21 protein-coding genes and 1 pseudogene are annotated in these 18,232 nt (G+C 62.9%); 8 read left to right on the forward strand and 14 right to left on the reverse strand.

What is annotated here, in order from left to right; genetic code table 11:
• On the reverse strand, nucleotides 1-497 hold a 497-nt coding region (locus tag ACSLE4_RS10060), incomplete at its 3' end, for an SDR family NAD(P)-dependent oxidoreductase (RefSeq protein ID WP_435904323.1).
• Nucleotides 498-950: 453 nt separating this feature from the next.
• On the opposite strand from ACSLE4_RS10060, the gene ACSLE4_RS10065 reads away from it, so the two are divergent.
• The 3 genes from ACSLE4_RS10065 to ACSLE4_RS10075 all read left to right on the forward strand — a co-directional run bounded on the left by ACSLE4_RS10065 (nucleotide 951) and on the right by ACSLE4_RS10075 (nucleotide 3,382).
• A complete protein-coding gene (locus ACSLE4_RS10065) occupies nucleotides 951-1,721 on the forward strand; it encodes a TorF family putative porin (protein WP_435904324.1) in 771 nt (256 codons plus the stop codon).
• Nucleotides 1,722-1,815: 94 nt separating this feature from the next.
• Nucleotides 1,816-2,493 (forward strand): methyltransferase, encoded by a 678-nt coding sequence (locus ACSLE4_RS10070; protein ID WP_435904325.1) that lies wholly within the window; start codon nucleotides 1,816-1,818, stop codon nucleotides 2,491-2,493.
• Between the two features lie 199 nt (nucleotides 2,494-2,692).
• On the forward strand, nucleotides 2,693-3,382 hold the full coding sequence (locus tag ACSLE4_RS10075; protein ID WP_435904326.1) for an outer membrane protein: 690 nt from the start codon (nucleotides 2,693-2,695) through the stop codon (nucleotides 3,380-3,382).
• Here ACSLE4_RS10075 and ACSLE4_RS10080 read toward each other — a convergent pair.
• The 6 genes and pseudogenes from ACSLE4_RS10080 to ACSLE4_RS10105 form a co-directional block, all read right to left on the reverse strand.
• On the reverse strand, nucleotides 3,379-3,732 hold the full coding sequence (locus ACSLE4_RS10080; RefSeq protein WP_435904342.1) for a hypothetical protein: 354 nt from the start codon (nucleotides 3,730-3,732) through the stop codon (nucleotides 3,379-3,381). The genes ACSLE4_RS10075 and ACSLE4_RS10080 overlap by 4 nt on opposite strands.
• Nucleotides 3,733-3,793: 61 nt before the next feature.
• Nucleotides 3,794-4,042, reverse strand: a pseudogene (locus tag ACSLE4_RS10085) (ribonuclease T2 family protein); the annotation flags it as partial.
• On the reverse strand, nucleotides 4,029-5,462 hold the full coding sequence (locus ACSLE4_RS10090; RefSeq protein WP_435904327.1) for a dipeptidase: 1,434 nt from the start codon (nucleotides 5,460-5,462) through the stop codon (nucleotides 4,029-4,031). The pseudogene ACSLE4_RS10085 and the gene ACSLE4_RS10090, both read right to left, overlap by 14 nt.
• A gap of 122 nt (nucleotides 5,463-5,584) precedes the next feature.
• Nucleotides 5,585-5,800: a cold-shock protein gene (locus tag ACSLE4_RS10095; RefSeq protein ID WP_069624532.1), complete on the reverse strand. Its 216-nt coding sequence runs from the start codon at nucleotides 5,798-5,800 to the stop codon at nucleotides 5,585-5,587.
• Nucleotides 5,801-6,028: 228 nt separating this feature from the next.
• Nucleotides 6,029-6,331 (reverse strand): hypothetical protein, encoded by a 303-nt coding sequence (locus tag ACSLE4_RS10100; protein ID WP_435904328.1) that lies wholly within the window; start codon nucleotides 6,329-6,331, stop codon nucleotides 6,029-6,031.
• 390 nt (nucleotides 6,332-6,721) lie between these two features.
• Entirely contained in the window at nucleotides 6,722-7,120 is a 399-nt protein-coding gene (locus ACSLE4_RS10105; RefSeq protein WP_435904329.1) for a septal ring lytic transglycosylase RlpA family protein, read from the reverse strand.
• A gap of 433 nt (nucleotides 7,121-7,553) precedes the next feature.
• On the opposite strand from ACSLE4_RS10105, the gene ACSLE4_RS10110 reads away from it, so the two are divergent.
• Complete coding sequence (locus tag ACSLE4_RS10110; protein WP_435904330.1) at nucleotides 7,554-7,790, forward strand: DUF3072 domain-containing protein; 237 nt, start codon at nucleotides 7,554-7,556, stop codon at nucleotides 7,788-7,790.
• A 202-nt stretch (nucleotides 7,791-7,992) separates the two neighbouring features.
• The gene (locus tag ACSLE4_RS10115; RefSeq protein ID WP_435904331.1) at nucleotides 7,993-9,210 is read left to right on the forward strand and encodes a lytic murein transglycosylase; all 1,218 of its coding nucleotides are present in this window, start codon (nucleotides 7,993-7,995) and stop codon (nucleotides 9,208-9,210) included.
• 45 nt (nucleotides 9,211-9,255) lie between these two features.
• Here the strand turns inward: ACSLE4_RS10115 and ACSLE4_RS10120 are convergent, their stop codons facing one another.
• The 5 genes from ACSLE4_RS10120 to ACSLE4_RS10140 all read right to left on the reverse strand — a co-directional run bounded on the left by ACSLE4_RS10120 (nucleotide 9,256) and on the right by ACSLE4_RS10140 (nucleotide 14,616).
• A complete protein-coding gene (locus tag ACSLE4_RS10120; RefSeq protein ID WP_435904332.1) occupies nucleotides 9,256-9,720 on the reverse strand; it encodes a DoxX family protein in 465 nt (154 codons plus the stop codon).
• A gap of 513 nt (nucleotides 9,721-10,233) precedes the next feature.
• Nucleotides 10,234-10,620, reverse strand: coding sequence for a nuclear transport factor 2 family protein (locus ACSLE4_RS10125; RefSeq protein ID WP_435904333.1), 387 nt, complete (start codon nucleotides 10,618-10,620; stop codon nucleotides 10,234-10,236).
• A gap of 195 nt (nucleotides 10,621-10,815) precedes the next feature.
• On the reverse strand, nucleotides 10,816-11,226 hold the full coding sequence (locus ACSLE4_RS10130) for a nuclear transport factor 2 family protein (RefSeq protein ID WP_435904334.1): 411 nt from the start codon (nucleotides 11,224-11,226) through the stop codon (nucleotides 10,816-10,818).
• Between the two features lie 76 nt (nucleotides 11,227-11,302).
• A complete protein-coding gene (gene uvrB / locus ACSLE4_RS10135; RefSeq protein WP_435904335.1) occupies nucleotides 11,303-13,696 on the reverse strand; it encodes an excinuclease ABC subunit UvrB in 2,394 nt (797 codons plus the stop codon).
• Nucleotides 13,697-13,767: 71 nt separating this feature from the next.
• The gene (locus ACSLE4_RS10140) at nucleotides 13,768-14,616 is read right to left on the reverse strand and encodes a formate/nitrite transporter family protein (RefSeq protein ID WP_435904336.1); all 849 of its coding nucleotides are present in this window, start codon (nucleotides 14,614-14,616) and stop codon (nucleotides 13,768-13,770) included.
• A 95-nt stretch (nucleotides 14,617-14,711) separates the two neighbouring features.
• Here ACSLE4_RS10140 and ACSLE4_RS10145 point away from each other — a divergent pair, with 95 nt between their 5' ends.
• Both ACSLE4_RS10145 and ACSLE4_RS10150 read left to right on the forward strand, forming a co-directional pair.
• Nucleotides 14,712-15,530, forward strand: coding sequence for a hypothetical protein (locus tag ACSLE4_RS10145; RefSeq protein WP_435904337.1), 819 nt, complete (start codon nucleotides 14,712-14,714; stop codon nucleotides 15,528-15,530).
• A gap of 180 nt (nucleotides 15,531-15,710) precedes the next feature.
• The gene (locus tag ACSLE4_RS10150; protein WP_435904338.1) at nucleotides 15,711-16,421 is read left to right on the forward strand and encodes a peroxiredoxin-like family protein; all 711 of its coding nucleotides are present in this window, start codon (nucleotides 15,711-15,713) and stop codon (nucleotides 16,419-16,421) included.
• Between the two features lie 263 nt (nucleotides 16,422-16,684).
• Here the strand turns inward: ACSLE4_RS10150 and ACSLE4_RS10155 are convergent, their stop codons facing one another.
• Nucleotides 16,685-17,314: a hypothetical protein gene (locus tag ACSLE4_RS10155; protein WP_435904339.1), complete on the reverse strand. Its 630-nt coding sequence runs from the start codon at nucleotides 17,312-17,314 to the stop codon at nucleotides 16,685-16,687.
• 142 nt (nucleotides 17,315-17,456) lie between these two features.
• Here ACSLE4_RS10155 and ACSLE4_RS10160 point away from each other — a divergent pair, with 142 nt between their 5' ends.
• Nucleotides 17,457-17,834, forward strand: a complete 378-nt coding sequence (locus ACSLE4_RS10160) for a DMT family protein (protein ID WP_435904340.1) — start codon at nucleotides 17,457-17,459, stop codon at nucleotides 17,832-17,834.
• Between the two features lie 61 nt (nucleotides 17,835-17,895).
• Here the strand turns inward: ACSLE4_RS10160 and ACSLE4_RS10165 are convergent, their stop codons facing one another.
• Complete coding sequence (locus ACSLE4_RS10165) at nucleotides 17,896-18,066, reverse strand: hypothetical protein (protein WP_435904341.1); 171 nt, start codon at nucleotides 18,064-18,066, stop codon at nucleotides 17,896-17,898.
• Nucleotides 18,067-18,232 lie beyond the last annotated feature (166 nt).

Raw genomic sequence — 18,232 nt, forward strand, 5'->3', positions numbered from 1 at the left:
GTCCACAGCGCCGATTTGGCGATGGTGTAGGAGAAATAGTCCGGGTTGAGGTTCCACACTTTCTGATCGACCAGGTTGATGACGTTGCCCGCGGCGCCTTCCGGGAGCGTTCGGGCGAAGGCCTGGGTCAGAAACACGGGCGCGCGCAGATTGACGTCGAGATGCGTCGCCCAGCCAGATTCGTCGCACGTTTCCGCTGAATCCCACTCAAAACAGGCGGCGTTGTTGATGAGGCAGGTGGGCGGGCCGAGTTCGCGGCAGCAGGTCTCCACCAAGGAGGCGAGATCGTCAAAACGGCCAAGATCGGCTTGCAGGGCCGCGGCTCGGCCGCCCATGGCTTCGATTTCCGCCACCAGGCCGAAGGCTTCCGCCTCGGAAGCGTGATAATGGACCCCGACGCGCCAACCGCTTTGGGCCAAGTCGAGCGCGATCGTCCGGCCAAGCCGGCGCGCCGCACCGGATACCAATGCGGTCCCGTCGGGAGTGTCTGCGGCCATGTCGTCCTTTGCGGGAAGGGGGCTCAATTCGACGTGTCAAGCGTCTCGCGACGGCGAAATGGCACTCTCGGAGACGCCGTCACACGGAACAAGCGCAGCAGGCAGCGGCGGATTCGGCGTGAGAGTGGCCGCGGCCAAGCCCATGATTCGCCGGAGGGATAACGATTCGCCTCGACTTTGAGCAGTTGCCTTCCTCGTGTGCACTCCGACTGAGTATTTGTGCAGCGCGAGGAGGGGCGTGAGCCCAATGTGGCGTCAAAGTCCTTGAACCATTGCAGATTAGTCACACTGGCCTAGATGTTTTAAAAACGTCTTGCTTTTTCGTTGCTTCAAGGGGGGTGCGGACTATTGTCGATGTGACGGGGGCGTTGCGCCGCGGACACGGGTAACGAGCTACACCCCACAAGAATTAAAGACCTAATTGGGACAGGCGAAAAAGCGGGAGACTGGACAATGGCTCGGCATCTGGAAGCGGGGACGTTAAAACTAACCATCTTGAGTGCAGCCCTTATCGGCGGGCTCGCTCTTCCGGCACAGGCAGAAGAGTTCGAGCTTGGTGGTACGGCCACGTTCACCACGGACTACATCTTCCGTGGTATTTCCAATACGAACCAGAACCCGGCGGTGCAGGCCTCGATCGACGCCTCTTATGGCATCTTCTATGCCGGCATATGGGGCTCAAACGTCGATTTCGGCGGGAGTGTTCCGCCGGACCCGGTTGGCATCGATCTGGCCACGGTGGAGATCGACTACTATGGCGGTATCGCGCCGACCTGGATGGGCATCGACTTCGACTTCGCCGTTCTTTACTACACCTACCCGGGTGCTTTCGATCCTGGCGGAGACTTCAACTATGTCGAGTTGAAGGCCGGTGCCTCCCACACGTTTGGCGAGGCTTTTACGGTTGGCGTGAGCAACTACTGGTCGCCTGATTATTTCGGCGAGATCGGCGATGGGAATGCTACCGAGGGTTCTTTGGAGTACGCCTTCTCCAACAAGATCTTCAACTTCTTCAGCCCGAGTGTGAGCGGCTTGGTCGGCTACCAGTGGTTCGACGCGGGCGGCTCTTACACCTACTGGAACGCAGGTCTGACCCTCGGCTTTATGGACAACTTTTCCGCCGATATCAGATATTGGGATACGGATCTCAGCGCTGCCGGTTGCGGGGGATCTATCAACAACTGCGACTCGCGGGTTGTGGGAACCCTCAGCGCTTCGTTCTAAGGGCTAAAACTTCCCCAAAAGCACTTCCCACCTGAAAAGGGCGCCTCGTCGGCGCCCTTTTTTTGGTGCCCGAGCGATGGCATAGACTGGCCATATGCACTCTCGCGAGCAAACGGACTTAGGCGCCGCCGATGCCGAGGCGATCGCGAAGGCCCACGCGGTCTACACTCCCTTTGCGCTTCGCTTGTACGACCTGGTGGTGCACGGGCTTTCCAGCCGCGTCGCCTGGCGCTGCCCCATCTCTCGGCTCACCGCGCTCTATGAGGCCAACCTGTCCGCCAATCACCTGGAGGCGGGGGTCGGCACGGGGCTCTTTCTCGACCGCGCCGGCACACAGTTTGACCGGCTGGTCCTCGCTGACATCAACACCCATTGCCTCGATCGCGCCGTTCGCCGACTTGCGCGCTTTCACCCCCGGTCATGGCAGGCGAACCTGCTGGCGCCGCTGCCGCCGGATCCCGCGCCGTTCGACTCCGTGGGCCTGACCTTCGTGCTGCATTGCTTGCCCGGTACGATGACCGAGAAGCTCGTGGCGGTCGATCATCTGAAGCCGCTCATGGGCGAGGGCGCCACCCTCTTCGGCGCCACCATTCTCGGTCACGGGGTCGAACCCAACGCGGCGGCGCGGGCGCTCCTTGATCTCTACAACGAGAAAGGCGTGTTCAATAACCGCGCGGACGATCTGGAGTCCTTGGCCCTCGGCTTGGAAGCGCGCTTCGGCCGCGTAGAGCTTGAGCAGCACGGCCTGGTGGCGCTGTTCAACGCCCGCTGAGCGGTGGTGCGGCATCGCCTCGGGTTTCCCGCCTTGGGATGGTCATTAACCCGCCGCTTACCCTGCTCAGTTTCGCCCGGGTTCGTCGTTAACAGTCGGTAAGGGTCGGGCACTACCCTGGGGCCGTGAGCGCTTGGTCCAGCACGAATCCGTGCTGCGCGGCGGACGGGCCGAGCCTCCAATCGTGAGGGAGTCTGTCATGCGTATGCGATTGTACCAGGCTGTGGTGGTTGCCGCCGTGTTAACGGCCAGCGCCACGGCTTCCCGCCCGGCCGCGAGCGCCGACCTGTACGACACCTACAACGCCCCGGCCGCCTACGACATGGCGCCGGTCCCGCCCCAGGACGTGTTCGAAGGGTGGTGGCTCGGCGGCACGGTCGGCGGCGCTTCGGTAAGCTACGATCTGTCGCCCGGAGGCTCGGTCTCTTCGAGTGGTGTCTTGGGAGGCGTCGTCGGGGGTTATAGCTGGCAGCACGGCCCGTACGTCGTCGGCGTCGAAGGCGACTTCATGGCCTCAGATATCAGCGGCAGCCGCAGCTTTAACGGCGGTATCAACAAGGTGAGCCCGGGCTTCGACACCTTGGCGGATTTGCGCCTCCGCGCTGGCTACACGATCCTGCCCAACCTGCTGCTTTTCGGCACCTTCGGCGGCGCATGGGCCGATGCGGACCTGCCCATCAGCGGTCCGGGCGGCGCGTTCCGCGAAACCACGTTCTTCGGCTGGAGCGTGGGCGGCGGCGCCGAGTTTGCGTTCGACCAGAACTGGAGCGCACGCCTCGACTATCAGTTCACCGATTTCGACGCGGAGACGATCTCTTATCCCGGCGGCAAGACCACATACGATCCGGATGCGAACACGTTCCGCGGCTCGGTGATCTATCGCTTCTAAGGCGCCGGTACGTTGATCGTGCCGGCGCGGCAAAGCCGCCGCTGATCTTCATTAGCGCCGCATTTGCGCGGCCGGAGATCACGGTCGAAGCAGACGCGGATATCGAGCAGAGCCTCGCGGCGGCACGTCACCGCGATCATGTCGGCGGACAGCCAGGGATTGGCGGCGAGGAACTCGCGTTCCACGCCTTCGGGCGAGAGGTCACGCCGTGCTTCCGGATCTGTGAACTCGGGCGGTAGGCTCACCCTGTCGTAGAGCGCGCGGGCTGCGTCGTAATACTGCTCGGGCGTGAGACCTGCGCAGGTACCGTGGGTCGCATATTCGTGGATGATGAGGCTCTTGCTCGGCATGATGTCGCATTGTGTCGATCACCTCGGACGGCACCCAGGGACGCCTGCCCGCATAGCAATCCTTCGGCCAGCCCCTGTCGTATTGCGGCCACAGCCCATGCAGCACGAAGTTGTGGGGAGTCTTCGCATCGCATTGCGTATCGCGCCTGAGCCGCCCCTCAATGAGGCAATAGGTCGGCGACCAGCCGAGTACGAGCACGTAGTAGTCGAAGACGCCGGGCCGGTCGCGGTCGAATGCTGGCGCCCCGCTCGCCGAGAGCAGAACGGTCAGCACGGCGGCGGCGACCGCCATGCTTCTAACGCCCCGCATTAGCTTTACCGAGTGCGCCGAGAATGCGAGCCCAGCTTCGCGCGCCTTTCTCGAAACTGCTGAGATTGTATTTCTCGTTGGGCGAATGGATGCGGTCGTCCTCCAAGGCGAAACCCACCAGCAGCGCGTCCATGCCGAGCCGGGTGCGGAACGACTCCACGATGGGGATCGACGCGCCGCAGCCAACGATCACCGGCGCCTTGCCCCACTCGGCCTCCAGCGCCTGCGCCGCGGCGCGAAAGGCGGGCGCGTCCGTGTCGAAGCCGACAGCCGGCGAGCCGCCTTCGCCGCCATAGGCGACGCTGACATCGGCGGGGAGGCGCTTGGCGATAAAGCGATGAAGGCCGTCGATGACCTTGGCCGGATTCTGGTCGGGCACGAGACGGAAGGAGAGTTTGGCCGAGGCTTGCGAGGGGATCACCGTCTTGGTGCCGGGGCCGGTATAGCCGCCGACGATACCGTTCACCTCGACGGTCGGTCGCGACCAGAGCTGTTCGAGCACGCTTCGGTCCGCCTCGCCGGCGGGCACGCTCAGGCCGATTTCACCGAGAAATTTGTCCATCTCGAAACCGAGTGCGCGCCAGGCCTCGCGTTGTTCGGACGACGGCTCGCGCACGCCGTCATAGAAGCCAGGAATGGCGATGCGTCCCGTCTCGTCGTGAAGGTCGGCGATCAGCTGGCAAAGAACGCGGATCGGGTTTTGCGCCGGACCGCCGTAAATGCCGGAATGCAGATCGCGCGCGGGGCCGGTGAGCGTGACTTCCGAGAAGGCGAGACCGCGCAAGAAGGCGGTGATTGCCGGCGTTTCGGCATCCCATTGCCCGGTGTCGCACACAAGCGCGATGTCGGCTTTCAGTGCATCGCCATTGGCCTCGAGGAACGGCGCGAGGCTTGGGCTTCCCGATTCTTCCTCGCCTTCGAGGAGCACGGTGACGTTCACGGGCAGCGCGCCGTGGGCCTCCATCCAAGCCCGGCACGCCTGGAAGAAGGTCATCACCTGACCTTTGTCGTCGGAGGCGCCGCGCGCCACGATGACTTGCCCGTGCTGGGCGTCGTCGACGAGCTGCGCTTCGAAGGGCGAGGCTGTCCACAGCTCCAACGGGTCGGGAGGCTGCACGTCGTAGTGGCCGTAGAACAGAATGTGCGGACGCTTGGCGCCAGCCGGATCGCGCCATTGGGCGAGGACCATCGGCTTGCCTTCGGTGGGTTCGACGCGGGCGTCGAAGCCGATGTCGCGGAGCGCGTCCGCGCACCAGTCCGCGGCCTGAAGACAGGACTCGTGGTAGGCGGGATCCGTGGAGATGCTGGGAATGGCAAGGAACTGAAACAATCGCTCAAGGGCGGCGGTGCGTCCCTCGGCGAGACGATCGAGCACGCTTTGAAGCGCGAGGTCCGATGCGCGCTTGTCTTGCACCGTCATAGCCTAGCCTGTCTCGTGCGGTTGAACACCGCCGCGCGTCCCGAAAAAATCCCGCTGACGGTAACAGCGTCAAACGACACCGCTATCGCAGCGGGTGGGAAATATTCGATTGTGCGGAGAGCTTATTCGCCGAGTTGCACGTTGATGGCTTGAGGGCCTTTGCCCCGACGGTCCGGCTCTGTCTCGAACGAGACACGCGCCCCTTCGTCCGGCGCCGGCAGACCCGATTTCTGTAATGCGGAGATGTGCAGGAACACATCCTTGCCGCCATCGTCCGGCGTGATAAAGCCGAACCCCCTCGAGTGATTGAAGAATTTGACCGTACCGGTCTGACGCATGGGAAGCTCCTTTCCCCCTCCGAATGGTCCGTGCGACACGCACGGAAAATCAGGCAAGTCTAGGAAACGGGGAAAGGAACCACGTCGCTTCCCAAGGAGCGTACGCGGCCAGTCTCCACCCTGGTTCGCAGTCTGCCCGCAAAGCGCCTCACTCTAGGGGCGTGAGGCTGCTCTGTGCAAGACCCGATCTACTTGCGCGCGTGCCGGCGCAACCCGGGGTTTTTGCGCCTAGTTGGGGTAGGGCGACCGGCTCGGCGGGCCGTTGAGGTCATAGCCGCCAGGCGGGTAATCGTATCCCGGGTAATCCATGGATGGCTCGGGCATCTCGGGCTCGCCCCAAACGTCGCTGAGAGTCCATGACGTGCCGCCGATAGCCGGGCCGCGATGGGGCTTCTTGAAGACTCCCTGGCCGGTTCCCTGGCGGCTCTCCTGTTGCTGAGCCACGGCGCTTTCCAGCGCGAGCCCAACGGAGGCGGCGGCCAGGAGGGCCGCGAGAGGAAGCGCCCTGGAGAGCATGGGGAGCGTGAGCATTGGGAGCGTCTCCGATCTGGATGGGGGATGTGGTCCCCTGCGTCTCTTAGGCTTATTGGCTAGGAATGCGTCACCGCGCTTGCCGTGGGAAGGCTGCTCCCCAAGCACCAATATTTTGGGACTATGCAGCCTTTCTCTCCGACTGCCTATTGCATCCGTGCAACGGTTGGAAATGTTCTGGAGGGGCCCCGCAGCGCATTGCGAATCGCGCCTGAGGGTAGCGCCCTCCCGCGCGCCACACAAAAGACGCCGGGCTGAATGCCCGGCGCCGTAGGCCGTCTCAGGTAGGCCCAAAGGGGCCCTGAAACTTCATATATCTCAGGTGTTTGAGAGTAGGAACCCTTCGCGCCGATCCCCCGGGCTCCCGGTCCCCCGTGCCGATGCCGGTGGCTAGTTCTTGTTTGACCGGCCGACCGCCTTGAGCGCGCCCCCGCTTGCCGGCGTGACGCGCACCTTGGCGGTGCCGGAGTGAATCATGCCGAGCTGTGCGGCGGCGCCCTTCGAGACGTCGATGATTCGCCCGCCCACAAATGGACCGCGGTCATTGATTCGCACGACCACGGAGCGGCCGTTTCTCAGATTTTCCACGAGCACCTTGGTGCCGAAGGGCAACGAGCGGTGCGCCGCGGTCAGGGCGCTGGGGTTCATCTGTTCCCCACTCGCCGTCTTGGAGGTGAGCGCGTACCACGAGGCATGTCCGACCTGGGCCGCCTGGGCGGCACTCAAGGGCAACATCAAAGCGGCACCCAGAAGTCCCACCGTCATAAATTTAGCTCGCACTTTGACCATGCGTTCTTGCTCCTTAGTTTGTCTGGGAGGTTTTTGCAGGAGCCGGCGAAGAATCGAGCCGGCCGCACACAATGGTGCACTGCGGTAACCTACGGAACAAAGGGGCAAAAACTCGGCTGGTCAGCGGTCTTCGGAGGGCCATTTCGAGGCATCAAGCCCCGATTTGGTAAAAGTTTACAGAACGTTAATGGTGAGAGGCTAAAGGCCGCTTCGCCACGCCGCAGGCGGGGGCGCGGCCCGGGCGCGATCCATGCCGCGGATCTTGACCTGTCGCGTCTCGCTGCGCCGCCGCATCTCTAGGCGGACCTAGTTGTGCCCAAACCTTTGTCATATGACGCCAAATCCTTGCCCTTTTCGATTCTTACTGTAACACTCGTGTGTACAAGAAAGACGCTAAAGGGAAACACCGAGGGTGGTTCAGGAATACTAGGATATGGAACAGAAGAAGAGGGCCCCTGAGTATCAGGAAAGCCAGTACCTCGCGTCGAGCGAGTCCAACGGCGCGGAGCCAATGACGGGGGCGCAGGCCTCGTACCTCAAAACATTGGCCGACGAAGTGCGTGAGCCGGGGGCCTTCCAGCAGGGCTTGAGCAAACGCGAGGCTTCACGGCGCATCAACGTGCTGATGGAGAAGCTTCGGATTGGCGAGCTGCCGCCGCATACCGACTAAGAGCGGCCGGCACAGCATCGAGTCCGAGCGGCCGCGTTTTGCGGATGCTTTTTCCTATCTGCGTTGGCGGTGTCGCTCGCCTTTCGGGTTGGTCGTCGTAGTGGCGGCGCGATCGGCTTCGGTTTGTCATCCCTCTTAACTTGCCTCTTAACTTGACGGACGCCCTTCGACTGGGTTCAGTGCGCGCATGGCTAGACACCCCATGACTCGCGTCATTTCGATGATAGCGCGCGCTGGCCTTTGTGCGGCGGTGCTGTTCGGCTCGGCTTCGAGCGTCCTTGCGCAACAGTGCCCCGGCCCTGCCGGCTTCAACAAGTGGCTGCAAGGTTTCAAGCAACAGGCCGTCGCCGAAGGCATCTCTCCACAGACCGTGGCCGCCGCGCTTAACGGCGTCACCTATTATCCGACGGCCATTGCCCATGACCGCCGCCAGGGCGTGTTCACCCAGGACTATCTGACGTTCCAGGACCGCATGGTCTCCGGCAACCGCATGAGTGTCGGCAAGTCGCTGCTCCAGAAATACGCTTCGACCTTCAAGAAGATCGAGCAGCAATACGGCGTGCCGGGTCCGGTGCTCGTGGCCTATTGGGGATTGGAGACCGACTTCGGCAAGGTGATGGGCAATCTGCCGAGCATCCAGTCGCTCGCGACCCTAAGCTACGATTGCCGCCGGCCCGAGGAGTTCCGCGAACAGCTGATGTACGCGCTGAAGGTGATCGATCGCGGCGATCTTTCTCCGAAAGAGATGCGCGGGCCGGCGCACGGAGAGGTGGGTCAGTTCCAGTTCCAGCCCAAGACGTACTACGACTTCGCGGTCGACTATGACGGCGACGGGCACCGCGATCTCGTGCGTAGCGCGCCGGATTCCCTTGCGTCGGCCGCCAACTATATCGCCTCGAAGGGATGGCAGGCCGGCCAGCCTTGGCTCGAGGAAGTCATCGTGCCGGAGAACCTGCCTTGGGAACAGGCTGACGTCACCATTCAGCGGCCGCGGCTTTTTTGGTCCCGCTACGGCGTGACGTATCGCAACGGCAAGCCGGTACCCGCCGACAACACGCCATCGGCGCTTCTCTTGCCTATGGGACGCCACGGACCGGCGTTTCTCGCCTATCCGAATTTCATCAACGTCTATCTCGATTGGAACAACTCGCTCGTCTACTCGACGACCGCCGGCTACTACGCCACGCGGCTAGCGGGCGCGCCACCGCTGCGCCGGGGAAACCCCGAGCCGTTCACCGCGGCAGAGACGAAGCAATTGCAGCAGCTCCTCGCGCAGCGCGGTTACGACGTGGGGAAGATTGACGGCGTGATCGGCGCCGGCACCCGCGCCGCCATTCGCGACATGCAAGTCAAGTTCGGACTGCCGGCGGATTCCTATCCGAGCCATGCCTTGCTGCGGCAGCTACAGCGCGGCGGCTGAGCACAAACAGCCGGCGGCGCCTGCCAGCGATTCCGAGTCCCTGTTCTAGCGGGCGGGCGCGGGTTCGCTCCGGGCGCGCGACCAGAGCAAGTGGTCGAGGGAGATCGCGCCGGGACCGCGCGCGAAAATCAGCAGCAGCAGCGCGAACCACAGAATGTGGTCCGGCCAGCCTTCCGGATAGACGAAGATCTGGATGACGGCGACCATGAGCATGAGGCCGAGCGCGGAGAGCCGCGAAGCAAGCCCGACCACGAGCAAGACCGAGAAGGCGAGCTCTTGATAGGTCGCAAGATAGGCGGCGACGTCCGGCGGCAGGAAGGGCACCTTGTACTCCTCGCGGAAGAGGAAGAACGTGGTGTCCTTGATGTGGAGGAACCCGTCGACCTTGGTTTGGGCCGAACGCCAGAACACGCTCGCCACGGCGAGCCGCGCCACCAGGGCGACGATACTATAGGGAACGCGCTCGGCGAGCCGCCGTCCGGCCTCCAGCCAGGTCATCAACGTGGACATTTCGGCTCCCTCCCGTGCTCGCCGGCTTCATCGTTGCACGCTAGCCGACGCCGCCATCACTTGCGGCTCATATTTGCTCACAAGGTCTTGAGGGGCCGGCTCACGCTTGGCGTCCAGCCACGAAAAAGCCCGGCGCGACGGCCGGGCTCTTCTACGCAGATACTCTCGCTTTCACTCCCGATGCGGCGGGGCCCGGCGCGGACTAGCGTCAGGACCTCGAAAGGCCGAAGCCGTCGTGCATGAAAGCTTACTTGTAAGGCACCGGTGCCGGCGGCAGCTCGGTGACGTAGGTCTGCTGACCATGGTGGAAGCAACCGCCAAGGGCGATGGTCGCGGTGATGACCGCAAGAGCAATGATGGTGCGCATGACTGATTCCCTCTTACGCTACTGAGTACTCAACTTGGTACGCCGCCCATCTCACTCCGATCCGCTTGAGAAAGAGTTAATGCGCGCGCCAATTTAGAACGGCAGGCGCGAGGCTTCGCAGCCGGCCGCTTCCAGACTCTGGCCGGTTACAGGTCCGCGCCCAGCGCCACGACGTTCTGCTTGAATTCCTGGATGCGGACGAGGTTATGGTACTCGGACAGCCGGACAGGCCAGCCATCCTCGAAGGTCCAGAAGTTGGCGATCGTCGTTTCGAGATCGATATCCGTCTCACGATGGCGGTAGCGCACGGGAATTTCGACGCCGGCGCGGGCCTCCTGAACGATCAATCCGCTGGTGTCGAACCGGAGAATTTCGAAATCGTCGGCGATCACGCCGAGCCGCGCGATCGAGGCGGCCTTGCCACGGCTGGTACCGCCAAGGGGATGAATCTCCGTCGGGATGTGAATGACGTGGCAAAAATCTTCAGGCAGGTAGCTCCGCGAGCCATTCCATGTCTTGAGCGCGCCACGCATCGTAGATCTCGCAGACGATGGTCTCCGGCCTGATCATCATGCCTCCCCGCGAAGCGTTGCCGCATCATATGATGTTAGGACGTGGTGCTGCATATTTTTGGCGTGCGCGTTTGATACCGCGTTTGGCCGCGTTCGCGTCGTGCGAGTTCGAATTATGGTGAAGCGCGACTTGAGTTACACGGCGCGGCCGGCGCCTCAGCGTCGTGCTTTCTTCATGAAGACTTCGAACTGGTCGAGGTCGTAGAATTCAGATAGCTCGACGGGCCAACCGTCCTCGATGCGCCAGACATGCTTCTTCGTGGTGCAGAGCCACGTGCCGCTCGATCGATGCCGGCAGCGCGTGGTCACATTGGCGATCGCTTTGTCGCCGCACAGGGTCAACGCGGCGGGCTCGAGGTGCTGGGTGTCGAAGCTGTCGAAGATTTCCCTTAGCCGGTTGAGCGCGGCGAGCTTGCCGTCGCGCATTCCGCTCAGATCGAGCTGCTCGGCAGGGATGTTCATTGAGTGGGAGAAATCCGCCGGCAAATACGAGCCGAGCCAGTCGAGGTCGTGGGCTCGCCAAGCGTCGTAAATGTCGATGAGGGTCGCCTTCGCGCTGCCCGGCATTTTTCGAGGCTTTCTGCTCCGTTCTCCCGAGCCGTAACACGGCAAGGTTGACAGACCGTGGCCTTGAAAGGTGGCTTTAGCGGCTTTTGCCCTTAAAGGCACGGGTGCCGGGCTTGCCGGCGTTCGAGCGCGGGCGGGAGCGCTTGAGTGGCATCTCGCGATTGTGCGGGCCCATCTCGTCGAGGGTCGGCTTGTGGGGCCGGGTCAGGTCGACCGCGGCCGCCGAGCGTTCCAGCTCGCCTTGCCGGGCGAGGGGATCGTTGGCGATGGCCAGCTCCATCTGACGCAGGCGCTTGACCTCATCGCGCAAGCGCGCCGCCTCCTCGAATTCGAGATCGGCGGCGGAGGCGCGCATGCGCTTCTCCATGTCCGCGATCACGCTCTCGATATTGTGGCCGACCGGCGTCTGTTCGCCCTCGGCGAAGCCGGTGCCGGCGTCGACCAGCACGTGGTCGCGCTCGTACACGCTCGAGAGGATGTCGCCGATATTCTTCTTGATGCTTTCGGGCGTGATGCCGTTCGCCGCGTTCCACGCCGCCTGCTTCTCGCGCCGCCGCGTGGTCTCGGCCATGGCGCGCTCCATGGAGCCGGTGATGCCGTCGGCATAGAGAATGACCTTACCGTCCACGTTGCGCGCGGCGCGGCCGATGGTCTGCACGAGCGAGGTCTCGGACCGCAAGAAGCCTTCCTTGTCAGCGTCGAGGATGGCGACCAGGGCGCATTCGGGAATGTCTAGACCCTCGCGCAACAGGTTGATGCCGATGAGCACGTCGAAGGCGCCCAGCCTCAGATCGCGGATGATCTCGATGCGCTCCAGGGTCTCCACGTCGGAATGCATGTAGCGCACGCGGATGCCTTGCTCGTGCATATACTCGGTCAAGTCCTCGGCCATGCGTTTGGTGAGCGTGGTGACCAGCACGCGGTAGCCGGCGGCCACCACCTTGCGTGTCTCGTCGATGAGGTCGTCGACCTGGGTGGTGGCCGGACGCACCTCCACCGGCGGGTCCACCAGGCCCGTGGGACGGATGACCTGCTCGGCGAACACGCCGCCGGTCTGCTCCAGCTCCCAGTTGCCCGGCGTCGCCGAGACATAGACTGTCTGCGGCCTCATGGCGTCCCACTCCTCGAAGCGCAGGGGCCGGTTGTCCATGCACGAGGGCAGCCGAAAGCCATATTCGGCAAGCGTCGACTTTCGCCGGTAGTCGCCGCGAAACATGCCGCCGATCTGAGGCACGGTCACATGACTTTCGTCCACGAACACCAGCGCATTGTCGGGCAGATATTCGAACAAGGTGGGCGGCGGCTCGCCGGGTTTCCGTCCCGTGAGGTAGCGCGAGTAGTTTTCGATGCCGGCGCAAGACCCCGTCGCCTCGATCATCTCCAGGTCGAACAGGGTGCGCTGCTCCAGCCGCTGCGCTTCCAGCAAGCGCATGGCGCCGTTCAGCTCGGTGAGGCGCTGCTTCAACTCCTCCTTGATGCCGCGGATGGCCTGTTTCAGCGTCGGCTTCGGCGTCACGTAGTGGGAGTTGGCGTAGATCTTGACCGAGCTGAACTCGTCGGTCTTGGCGCCGGTCAAGGGATCGAATTCGACCAGCGTTTCCACCTCGTCGCCGAACAGGGAAATGCGCCAGGCGCGGTCGTCCAAATGGGCCGGCCACAGCTCGATGGTGTCGCCGCGCACGCGGAACGAGCCGCGCACGAAGTTCACGTCGTTGCGACGGTATTGCAGCGCCACCAGGTCGGCCATCAATTGCCGCTGCTCGACCTTGTCGCCGCGCTTCAGGCTGAAGGTCATAGCCGTATAGGTCTCGACCGAGCCGATACCGTAGATGCACGAGACGCTGGCCACGATGATCACGTCGTCGCGCTCAATCAGCGCGCGGGTTGCGGCATGGCGCATGCGGTCGATCTGCTCGTTGATCGACGAATCTTTCTCGATATAGGTGTCGGTGCGCGGGATATAGGCTTCCGGCTGGTAGTAGTCGTAATAAGAGACGAAATACTCGACCGCGTTGTCCGGGAAAAAGCTCCTGAATTCGCCATAGAGCTGGGCGGCCAGTGTCTTGTTGGGCGCGAGGATCAGGGCCGGGCGCTGGGTCAGCTCGATGACCTTGGCCATGGTGAAGGTCTTTCCGGAGCCGGTGACGCCGAGCAGCACCTGATCGCGCTCTTGCGCATTCGCCTGGGACACGAGTTCGGCGATGGCGCCCGGCTGGTCGCCCTTGGGCGCGAGCTCCGTCTTAAGATCGAAAACGATGCCGCCTTCGGACTTCTCGGGCCGGGACGGGCGGTGCGGCGTGAAGTCGGGCACGGCGCCTGTCACCAGCGGATGTTCCTGGATCAGCGGCTGCGGCGCCTCGCCAAAGCCGGGCTCACGACGGTCGGCGCCGAGCGGCAGGCCGCTCGTCTCGCCGGTGACGGCGCGCGGCTCTGCGCGGGAGCCAAAAGTCTTGGGTACCTGGCGGGACATAGTGCGAATATGGCGGCGGGCAGGGGCCTTGGCTAGAGGCGCACTGCCGCTGCAAAAGCGTCGTGGCCTCGTCAGCCCTCCAGCTCGTCGCGGACCTGGGCGTAGCTCACGACGTCGAAGAGCACCGTACCGCCCGCGACGTTGCCGAGAAGGGTCGGGATGAAGAAGCCACCCGCCACGCGCCAAAAGCTCTCCTCGCCGATGAGCCATATATATATGGCTTCCACCGAGCCGGCGACGATGTGGGTGAAGTCGCCGAGCGCGATGATGTAGGTGATGAGGGTGATGACGAAGATCTCGGTGCCTTCGGAGGAGGGAAGCATCCAGACCAGAGCGGCGATGAGCCAGCCGGCGGCGATGCCCTTGACGAACATCTCAAGCGGCGAATTGGCCATCATGTGGCGGCTGATATCGCCGACAGAGGCCGCGACCTCGGGGGTGATCGCGCCGGAATAGGCGAGAAACGCGGCGAACAGGAAGCACCCGACCAGATTGCCCGCCAGAACGATCGCCCACAGCCGGAGAACATCCAGGCTCGCGTTCCAGTCCTTCTTGACCATCACCGGGAGGACGGCGGTCAGCGTGTTCTCGGTGAAGAGCTGCTGGTGGGCAAGGATCACGATGAGAAAGCCGACGCAGTAGCCGAAATCGGCGATCATGCCGGCGCCTGGCACGCCCTCAAGCGTGGCCTCTAACATGGCTTGGGAGAGCACCGAGAAGCCGATGGAGATGCCGGCGGCAAGCGCCGACCACCAGAGCGCGGAAAACTTGCGCGCAAGCTCCTTCTCGCCTTCGAGGCGAATGATCTCGTAGACCACGGCGGCCCGCAGGCGGCGGCGCTCCTTGACCGACTTGGTTTCCTCCCGGGTCAGGCCTTCCTGGGGCTCAGGTTCGTTTGCGCTTGCGCCTTTCTTGGCCATGGGTTTCCTTTATCGCGAGTCGACTTTTGCGGTCAGAAAATAGCGGACCTAGCGAGGCGTTCCTAATCAAACGCCAATTCTGAAGCGAGAAGGCCATGCCGGACATGATGTCCGATTCTTGGTTGCTGGCCCTGATGCATGGCATGCCCCTGTGGGTCGCGGGCCTCATCATAGCGGTTATTGCGGAAATCTATGCGGTCGGGTTGATGTTGGTCAGCCGCTACGTCTACGGGGTTAGCCGCCTCAGCCTCAACAACGAGGTCGCCGGCTTTAAGTTTGCGGTGGTCGGCGTGTTCTACGCCGTGACGCTGGCCTTCGTTGTTATCGCGGTGTGGGAGAACTATCGCGACACTGAATCCGCCGTGCGCGCCGAGGCGGCGGCGGCGATCGATTTGCACCGGGTGACGTTCGCGCTGCCCGACGGGGGCGAAGAAATCCGCAAGCACCTTTTCACCTATGTCACGGACGTGCGCCGCCACGGATGGCCGGCCATGTCCGTCGGCAGGCCGAGCGGAATGGTGGCCGAGGACCTCGATAAGCTCAGCGATGCGATCTTTGCCGTTCAGCCGGAGGATGACCGGCAGGTGGTGCTCTACCATCATGCCCTGGAACTGCTGACGACTATGACCGATAGCCGGAACAGCCGTCTGGACAATGCCGGCGGCTCGGTGCAGCCCATCCTGTGGTTCGTGCTGATCGTCGGCGGTGCGATTACGCTCGGCTACCCGGCGTTCTTCGCGGCGTCCAACTTGACGGCGCAGATTCTCATGACCGCTTCGTTGGCTGCCCTGGTGGCGATGTCATTGTTGCTTGGGCTAGCTTTCGATTTCCCGTTTACCGGCGACCCGCACATCTCCGTCTATCCCTTCGACGAGGCGCTCCGGCAGATGTCCGAGCAAGCCTCGCCGCCATAAGGCGCCTCGATTCGTGGGGGGCGGCGCGCGTCGAGCGTTTAATACATTGGCAATGATGTGACCCAAAGCCGGCCCAAAATCGGGCCCAAAGCGGGCCTTCCGCCGAAATGACATGATTGCGGCCAGAGGCTGGTTTATCTGGCTCCGCTTGCGTCACCCATGGAAGTACGACAAAGCACAATGAGCGAGGTCGGATCGGTCGAGGCGTCCGTCGCGGAGGCCTTTCATCGGGCGGATACTCTCAAGGCGCCTCTCGATGAGAGGCTCGACCTTTATATGGAGGAGTCGCGGAAGCTCTTCCCTGCGCTCGAGTCCGCTTATGACGACTTGGCCGCACGCTTGCGGGAGAACGGCGCCGGCAGGCTCGTCCCCGCCGTTGGCGAGGCGCTTCCTGACGTCCATCTCACTGACAGCGAAGGGCACTTGGTCCGCCTAGGCTTCTTCATGGAACGGGGACCGCTCGTCATCAGCTTCAACCGTAGCCCGTGGTGCGGCTATTGCGGGCTAGAGTTCCAGGCCTTGGCGCGGGCTTACCCCTTCATCGCCTCGGTCGGCGGCGACGTGGTGTCCATCGTACCGAAACTCAGGCCGCAAGCGCAGGCTTTGCAACAAAAATATGGACTGCCGTTCTCGGTTCTAACCGATCTCGACCTCGTCTACGCCTCCTCTCTCGGCCTCGTCTTCTGGGCCGGGGACACTATTCGTCAAGCGTACGAGACGCTCGGTATCGATTTCAGCCAGTTCCAAGGCAATGACGGCTGGCTTCTGCCTATTCCGGCGACGCTCGTTGTCGGACGCGACGGCCGGGTCAGGGCGCGCTTCGTCGATCTGGATTTCCGGAACCGGATGAACACCGAGGACATCCTGACCGCGGTCAGCGAAGCGCGTTAGCGCGCCGAGATCTCTTCCAACTTTTCAGGAGAACGACGCGCGCAAAGCATCGCGTGTCATGCGCGCGTGAGACCGCCAGTGGTCGTGCGGTTGAACGCATTTCGGTGCGCATCGCGGCGCAAGACAGCGCAACATGTGCTTAACAAAACGAATCGTTTCGCACGCGCGATGTACAGTTTGCGGTGCATCATGGCGCGCGTGGAAAGATTTGGTTGTTGAAGTTCGGCGAAGAGCGCTCGCTAAATTGCCATTTTCTGCTGCGATCAGCATATACTCAAAAAAAATAATTGACTTGCCATGTGGGACGGCAAGCCTGGACCACAAGTAAAGCGTGATTCGATGTAACGCGTCTTAGGAACGGGTAGATGAGCGACATCAAAACAGCATCGGAGCAAAGCGATGGCTACGAGAAAAACTGGGAAGAAACGCACCACGAGTAAGAAGTCAACTGCACGCAAGGCGACGCGGAAAACTGCGCGGAAGACCGCTCGGCGCCCAGCCAAGCGCAAGACCGCCAAGAAGTCGACAGCCCGCAAGAGCACGGCGCGGAAGTCTGCGCGGAAGGCCAAGAAATCTGCGCGAAAAGCGCCGGCCCGAAAAACCGCCGCTAAGTCTGCGACGAAGAAGCCGGCGGCGAAGCGTAAAGCGGCTGCCAAGCCGAGAGCCGCGGTAAAGCCGAAAGCTGCGGCGCCCGCGCCGCGGCCGGCAGCGGCGGCACCGGTCAGTCCGACTCCGCCGAGGCCGCAGCCTGCGCCCCGGCCGATGGCGCCATCGTCGCCATCGCCTGGCATGGGCAGCCTGCCACCGCGGCCGGCAAGCCCGGGCGGTTCGCCCGCGTTCGGCACGCCGCGTCCGCCAATGCCGGGTTCGCCCAGTCCGAGTCCAAGCCCCACCCCGATGCCTTACCGGCCATCGTGGGCACGGGACGACGACTAGGACGACCGAAGACAGAGACAAGAAGGGCCGGCTCATCGCCGGCCCTTCTTCTATGTGGTCCCGTACTCAATCTTTTAATCACCCGTACGACGGTCTCCCATGACATTCTTCTCCAGCCTGCTTAAGCCGGGATTGGTGCCCTATCTGCTGCCGATCATCCTGCTGATCTGCTCCAACGTGTTCATGACCTTCGCTTGGTATGGGCACCTGAAGTACAAATCCGTGCCGCTGATCACGGTCGTATTGATCAGCTGGGCCATCGCCTTCGTGGAGTATTGCTTCGCGGTGCCGGCGAACCGGCTCGGCAGCGACGTCTATTCGCCGGCCGAGTTGAAGACCATGCAGGAGGTCATCACCCTGGTGGTATTCGCGGGGTTCACCGCGCTCTATTTCAATGAGCCGCTGAGTTGGATGCAGGGCGGGGGTTTTCTCTTGATCGCGCTTGGCGCCGCGCTCGTTTTCCACGGCCAAGCCTAAGCGCGCCTCCGGAGAGCGGTCCGGCCTCGGGACGGCGGATACCGCCCGAGGCCGCCGCCAATCAGAACCCTCTGAAAATATTGCCGCACGCCAGGATCACGTAAGCCACGACGGCGACCCAAAACCCGTGCTCGGTGATGAACGGGATCGGCACAAAGGCGCCGATGATCGCCAAAATGGCCAGGATGATCGAAATTACGAAGACGACGGTTGTCGGTGGTGACAGACTCATCTTCAGCCCTCCCTCTTGTTGACGAGCGGACTGTAATCGTTTTCTGTGAAAAAGCGAGCGCGTGACCGTGGCGGAAGCGTCACAAAACGGCGGTTCGCGGGGGACTCACAGCCGAGGATGAAGGAGAGTTTGTGATGGCGCCAATGATGCGGCTGGTCCTTGGGCT

Origin of the sequence: Methyloceanibacter sp. (genome assembly GCF_051306395.1) — a bacterium.
Taxonomy (GTDB): Bacteria; Pseudomonadota; Alphaproteobacteria; order Rhizobiales; family Methyloligellaceae; genus Methyloceanibacter.

Excerpts from the sequence above, each read along its gene's own strand:
- ACSLE4_RS10065 (WP_435904324.1), top strand. The coding sequence starts at position 951 with ATGGCTCGGCATCTGGAAGCGGGGACGTTAAAACTAACCATCTTGAGT.
- ACSLE4_RS10070 (WP_435904325.1), top strand. The coding sequence starts at position 1,816 with ATGCACTCTCGCGAGCAAACGGACTTAGGCGCCGCCGATGCCGAGGCG.
- ACSLE4_RS10075 (WP_435904326.1), top strand. The coding sequence starts at position 2,693 with ATGCGTATGCGATTGTACCAGGCTGTGGTGGTTGCCGCCGTGTTAACG.
- ACSLE4_RS10080 (WP_435904342.1), bottom strand. The coding sequence starts at position 3,732 with ATGCCGAGCAAGAGCCTCATCATCCACGAATATGCGACCCACGGTACC.
- ACSLE4_RS10090 (WP_435904327.1), bottom strand. The coding sequence starts at position 5,462 with ATGACGGTGCAAGACAAGCGCGCATCGGACCTCGCGCTTCAAAGCGTG.
- ACSLE4_RS10095 (WP_069624532.1), bottom strand. The coding sequence starts at position 5,800 with ATGCGTCAGACCGGTACGGTCAAATTCTTCAATCACTCGAGGGGGTTC.
- ACSLE4_RS10100 (WP_435904328.1), bottom strand. The coding sequence starts at position 6,331 with ATGCTCACGCTCCCCATGCTCTCCAGGGCGCTTCCTCTCGCGGCCCTC.
- ACSLE4_RS10105 (WP_435904329.1), bottom strand. The coding sequence starts at position 7,120 with ATGGTCAAAGTGCGAGCTAAATTTATGACGGTGGGACTTCTGGGTGCC.
- ACSLE4_RS10110 (WP_435904330.1), top strand. The coding sequence starts at position 7,554 with ATGGAACAGAAGAAGAGGGCCCCTGAGTATCAGGAAAGCCAGTACCTC.
- ACSLE4_RS10115 (WP_435904331.1), top strand. The coding sequence starts at position 7,993 with ATGACTCGCGTCATTTCGATGATAGCGCGCGCTGGCCTTTGTGCGGCG.
- ACSLE4_RS10120 (WP_435904332.1), bottom strand. The coding sequence starts at position 9,720 with ATGTCCACGTTGATGACCTGGCTGGAGGCCGGACGGCGGCTCGCCGAG.
- ACSLE4_RS10125 (WP_435904333.1), bottom strand. The coding sequence starts at position 10,620 with ATGCGTGGCGCGCTCAAGACATGGAATGGCTCGCGGAGCTACCTGCCT.
- ACSLE4_RS10130 (WP_435904334.1), bottom strand. The coding sequence starts at position 11,226 with ATGCCGGGCAGCGCGAAGGCGACCCTCATCGACATTTACGACGCTTGG.
- uvrB (WP_435904335.1), bottom strand. The coding sequence starts at position 13,696 with ATGTCCCGCCAGGTACCCAAGACTTTTGGCTCCCGCGCAGAGCCGCGC.
- ACSLE4_RS10140 (WP_435904336.1), bottom strand. The coding sequence starts at position 14,616 with ATGGCCAAGAAAGGCGCAAGCGCAAACGAACCTGAGCCCCAGGAAGGC.
- ACSLE4_RS10145 (WP_435904337.1), top strand. The coding sequence starts at position 14,712 with ATGCCGGACATGATGTCCGATTCTTGGTTGCTGGCCCTGATGCATGGC.
- ACSLE4_RS10150 (WP_435904338.1), top strand. The coding sequence starts at position 15,711 with ATGAGCGAGGTCGGATCGGTCGAGGCGTCCGTCGCGGAGGCCTTTCAT.
- ACSLE4_RS10160 (WP_435904340.1), top strand. The coding sequence starts at position 17,457 with ATGACATTCTTCTCCAGCCTGCTTAAGCCGGGATTGGTGCCCTATCTG.
- ACSLE4_RS10165 (WP_435904341.1), bottom strand. The coding sequence starts at position 18,066 with ATGAGTCTGTCACCACCGACAACCGTCGTCTTCGTAATTTCGATCATC.